General features: G+C 58.3%; 6 protein-coding genes and 1 pseudogene. 5 read left to right on the top strand and 2 right to left on the bottom strand.

The window, feature by feature from the left end; genetic code table 11:
• The first annotated feature begins 778 nt into the window (after positions 1 to 778).
• Both J2Y63_RS35225 and J2Y63_RS35220 read left to right on the top strand, forming a co-directional pair.
• Positions 779 to 901 (top strand): hypothetical protein, encoded by a 123-nt coding sequence (locus tag J2Y63_RS35225; RefSeq protein ID WP_435269811.1) that lies wholly within the window; start codon positions 779 to 781, stop codon positions 899 to 901.
• 136 nt (positions 902 to 1,037) lie between these two features.
• Positions 1,038 to 1,978 (top strand): annotated as a pseudogene (locus J2Y63_RS35220) (chromate transporter); the annotation flags it as partial.
• 127 nt (positions 1,979 to 2,105) lie between these two features.
• Here the strand turns inward: J2Y63_RS35220 and J2Y63_RS35215 are convergent.
• Positions 2,106 to 2,387, bottom strand: coding sequence for a type II toxin-antitoxin system RelE/ParE family toxin (locus J2Y63_RS35215; protein WP_435269810.1), 282 nt, complete (start codon positions 2,385 to 2,387; stop codon positions 2,106 to 2,108).
• Entirely contained in the window at positions 2,384 to 2,692 is a 309-nt protein-coding gene (locus J2Y63_RS35210; protein WP_435269809.1) for a type II toxin-antitoxin system RelB/DinJ family antitoxin, read from the bottom strand. Before J2Y63_RS35210 ends, J2Y63_RS35215 begins: the two co-directional genes overlap by 4 nt.
• 337 nt (positions 2,693 to 3,029) lie before the next feature.
• On the opposite strand from J2Y63_RS35210, the gene J2Y63_RS35205 reads away from it, so the two are divergent.
• The 3 genes from J2Y63_RS35205 to J2Y63_RS35195 are packed head-to-tail and all read left to right on the top strand — an operon-like array spanning position 3,030 to position 4,363.
• The gene (locus tag J2Y63_RS35205) at positions 3,030 to 3,383 is read left to right on the top strand and encodes an ArsR/SmtB family transcription factor (protein WP_435269808.1); all 354 of its coding nucleotides are present in this window, start codon (positions 3,030 to 3,032) and stop codon (positions 3,381 to 3,383) included.
• Entirely contained in the window at positions 3,380 to 3,820 is a 441-nt protein-coding gene (gene arsN2 / locus J2Y63_RS35200) for an arsenic resistance N-acetyltransferase ArsN2 (RefSeq protein WP_435269807.1), read from the top strand. Before J2Y63_RS35205 ends, arsN2 begins: the two co-directional genes overlap by 4 nt.
• A gap of 15 nt (positions 3,821 to 3,835) precedes the next feature.
• Positions 3,836 to 4,363, top strand: coding sequence for an arsenate reductase ArsC (locus tag J2Y63_RS35195; protein WP_435269806.1), 528 nt, complete (start codon positions 3,836 to 3,838; stop codon positions 4,361 to 4,363).
• The last annotated feature ends 54 nt before the right edge of the window (positions 4,364 to 4,417 follow it).

The raw sequence follows: 4,417 nt of genomic DNA, 5'->3' as shown, positions 1-4,417 counted from the left end.
CGCTTAAAATCTTCGCTGAAATTCGATTTGCTCATGATGCTCTTCCTGCCTCAAAATTAGGAAAGAAGGCGTCTACAAATCTAGGGGCTATTCACCGTCATGAAGAAGCTCGGGATCAAAATCAGCCGGTCGATGGGCATCAGGTGTACTCGAGCACTGCCATGACCGCCCCTTAAGTCGATCGTTGCCGGCACTCAATCCTGTGTAAACGGTGTAGGAAATTAGTACGAATACCGACAGCGGCTCGAGGAAATTAAGGTTTTAAAGACCAAAAGGCGTTGCGCAATCTCCGGTAGCTTGGATCGACCGAACAGAAGGATAGGCTGGCCGGGCTCCAGGATGGAGCCTGATTCGAGGAATGAGCATGCCGCACCGGTACCTTCGCCGCATCGCGCCAAAAAACGCGCCGGCCGACGATCTGGCTCGTGCAATTGCCGATATAGATAAACGACTTGAGCAAATCAGACACGCCAACGAGCCCATTCCATTTGACGCCTATCGCGCTCGGCGAATTCTGGGAGAGGCACACGCCCGCTGCTCCAAGCGAGTGGGGGCCCCTATCCCCCTACTTTCCAACACACGAGCTGCACGGATCGATTCGATACCTAGATCAGATCGATCCCGCAGGGACCCGGTTGAGCGTTACGAGGCGCTCCCGGGTTTTCCCTATCCACCATCCGAGCCCCAATATTTAACGGGTTGTCTTACGTCGGTGCCGAGGACAGATTTGCGTTTCCGCAAATCAGTATGCGGCTTGCATGTCTATGAAGGGACAACCATGACCTACGACTGGACCGGCGAAACGACGCGTAAACGCAATCGATTGAAGCTGGCAATGAGCATAGTCCTGAGCCTCACCATCGTGCTCGGTATCCCCGCGGCCCTCTCACCGTTCATGTGAAACGCAACTAATGAAACCGCACAAAGACAAGCCAGGCACCGCCCATTCTTAGAACTTACTCACACTTTAAAGCTTACTGTCGACGCTTCCAAATTATCTGCTCTCTAACCGTTTTAGTCAGCGCGACCACGATTGCGTCCTCGCCGTCGTCGTCCAGGCGGTCTTCCGGATCGGCAGTGGGGCGCTGAAAAACAACGTCATGGTTGCCATCGCGGCGGCAGCGTTCGTAGCGCTCTTTTTCCTCCACGTGCCCTTCCCGCTGATCATCGTCGCGGCCGGGCTTGTAGGCTACATCGGCGGGCGGGCGGGTCTTCCCGCGTTCAAGGCAGGCGCTGGGCACAAGTCAGGATCGGGCAAGATACTGGAAGACAGCAATTCCGTTCTCGGCGAGGATATCCCGCATCACGCCAGGCCCAATCTCGCCTGGTCGCTCAAGACCTCCGGTGCTCTGGCGGCGCTCTGGCTCATTCCCGTCGCGGCGCTGATCCTGGCGCTTGGCTGGGACAACGTGTTCTCGAAGATCGGCCTGTTCTTCAGCCAGATGGCTGTGGTGACCTTCGGCGGGGCTCATGCCGTACTCGCCTATGTCGCGCAGGCAGCGGTGGAAAACTACGGCTGGCTCCGCCCGGGCGAAATGCTCGACGGCCTTGGCATGGCCGAGACGCCACCTGGTCCCCTCGTCATGGTGACGCAGTTCGTCAGTTTTCTCGCGGGCTATCGCGATCCGGGGGCACTGTCTGCGCTGACGGCGGCGACGCTGGGCGCGATCCTGGCGACTTGGGTGACCTTCCTGCCGAGTTTCCTCTGAATATTTGCGGGCGCACCGTTCATCGAGAAAATGCGGAGCAACATCGCGCTCGGCGGTGCGATGTCGGCAATCACGGCCGCGGTCGTCGAAGTCATTCTCAACCTCGCAGTCTGGTTCGGCACAAACGTGCTGTTTGCCTAGGTCTGCCGTCGCTGGTCCTGACCGTGTTGGCAGCGCTCGCCATCTTTCGTCTCTGCGTGTCCGTCATCGCGGTCCTAGCGATGTTGGCCGCTGTCGGGAGCGGCTGGCAATTGGTCATGCGAAGCTAGGGACAGGAACGCGTCCATGACGGGAACCGCGGCGAGAAACTCAAATCCAAATGGCTGCGAGATCTCTTTTGGTCTAGGAGGGATACGAACTGGTGCCCCGCTGAATGGAGTCGAATCACCCGCCTGGCTATGAGGCCGGCCATTCCTGCGCACCATGTAGGACGCGAAGAATACGGATTGTTGTTTCGGCAACGGTATATGCCACGATATAAGGCGTGCCGTTGATCACAAGTTCGCGCGTCCCAGCAATCCTACCAACGCGCCCGCTCGCGGGAAAATCGATCAGGCGACGAGTGGCGCCCACGATCCGTTCGTCGATCAAGATGGCGGCTGAAGGATTGACTGCCTCAGTATATGTGAAAATGCCGTCGCGATCCGATAATGCAAACGCAGACCAAGTGAGCTTCACGATTTCGATGCAACGGATTTGCGACGGGCCGCTGCTCGACGTTGCGCAAAATGAGAACCGACTTCTTCGTCGGACACATCTGGTCGAGTATCGTTCAACGCTTCGAGCACCCTCGCGCGAAACCAAGCATCATGCGCTTCACTTCCCGAAAGAAGCTCAAGTGGCAGCGCACCCTCGTTGGCTGTACGGGTTAGCAAAATACGGACCGCATCAGATACCGTAAGTCCCATGCTCTCAAGCACGGCGGAGGCACGGTCCCGAACGTCGGAATCAATGCGTGTTTGGACAAGAGCGTTTGCAGCCATAGCTATCTCCCACATCTTAGGAGATAGTAATGCAATTGCATGACGAACTCCAGAGTGGAACTCAAACCATTTTCGCGCCGCCATGTGCTAGTTAAGCTCTTGAAAGGACACGAACCGCCGACCCCGTCGCTTAGTCGTTTTACTCAAGCCTAGTTTTTGGCCTACTACTTGCCCTCGGGAACCGCCGAGTTAGCAGCTGACAGTCTGCTCTCGTGACGAAATCAGAAATGTGGCCATCTAGTGTTCGGACATTTGCGGACCCAAGCGTGGGTCAGCCCGATCAGACTTTTCGGCTCGCTTCAGTTGACAATCTCCATATATCCTATAATCTGGATGTATGGAAAGCATCGCAGCAATCTCGGCGCTGGGCGCCTTGGCCCAGACCACGCGGCTGGAGACCTTCCGTCTCCTTGTCCGCTACGAACCCGATGGCATCCCGGCCGGCGAGCTCGCCCGCCTCATCGACGTACCGCAAAACACCATGTCGGCGCATCTTGCAACGCTTTCGCGGGCAGGCTTGGTGACGAGCGAGCGGCAGAGCCGATCGATCATCTACCGGGCCGACCTCAATGGCTTGCGCGAGCTGACGCTGTTCCTCCTCAAAGACTGCTGCGGTGGATCGACGGAGCTTTGCGCCCCGCTCATCGCCGAATTGACGCCCTGCTGCGCCACGGACGCGAAGGTGTCATGAGCGCGATCAAGTTGGAGCAAATTGAGGGCAACGACGCTGGCCTCAAGGCAGCCTTGACGGAAGCGCATCTGCCAACTGATGACATCGAGGATCATGGTCGCACCTTCTTCAGGGCGCGATCATCGGATGGCCGGGCTATCGGTTTCCTCGGTGTCGAGCACTGCGGTGATGACTTTCTCCTCCGTTCGGTTGTCGTGCTTCCCGATCATCGGGGGCAAGGACTGGGCAGCGTTTTGGTACAGCGGGCGGTGGCGGGTCTCGACCATGCCGGCGACGTCTTCCTTGCCACGACGAGTGCAGCACCGTTCTTCACGCGCGTCGGATTTTCTGAAGTCCAGCGGGACAGCGTTCCCGCAGCCGTGCTGGCGACCCGCCAGCTTTCCTCCATCTGCCCATCATCGGCGACCATCATGAAGCTTATCAAGCCGCCGACCTAACCACGGACCACGACCATGACCGATGAGACCTACAACGTGCTGTTCCTCTGCACGGGCAATTCCGCTCGTTCTATTTTTGCCGAAGCCATTCTCAACAAGGAAGGTGGCGGACGGTTCAAAGCCTTCTCCGCCGGCAGCCAGCCGAAGGGCGAGGTCAATCCGCACGCCCTGAAGGAGCTGGAAGCGCTCGGCTATCCCTCGACGGGCTTCTCGTCGAAGAGCTGGGACGTGTTCGCGAAACCCGGCGCCCCGCAGATGGATTTCATCTTCACCGTCTGCGACAGCGCTGCCGGCGAAGCCTGCCCGGTCTGGATCGGTCATCCGATGACCGCCCATTGGGGTGTGGAGGACCCTGCTGCCGCTGTGGGCTCGGAAGTCGAGATCCAGCGTGCCTTCGCTCAGGCCGCACGTTTCCTAAAGAACCGGATCGCAGCTTTCGTAAGCCTGCCGCTGGCTTCCATCGATCACATGGCGCTTGAGACGAAGCTTCGCCAGATCGGTACGATGGAAGGTTCGACGTCGCCGCAAGGAAAGTCCGCCTGATGTCCACGTTCGAGCGTTATCTGACCATCTGGGTGTTCCTGTGCATCATCGCCG

Origin of the sequence: Shinella sp. BE166, from assembly GCF_051201095.1 — a bacterium.
GTDB lineage: Bacteria > Pseudomonadota > Alphaproteobacteria > Rhizobiales > Rhizobiaceae > Shinella > Shinella lacus.
This window is presented reverse-complemented; position numbering and strand designations above follow the sequence as displayed.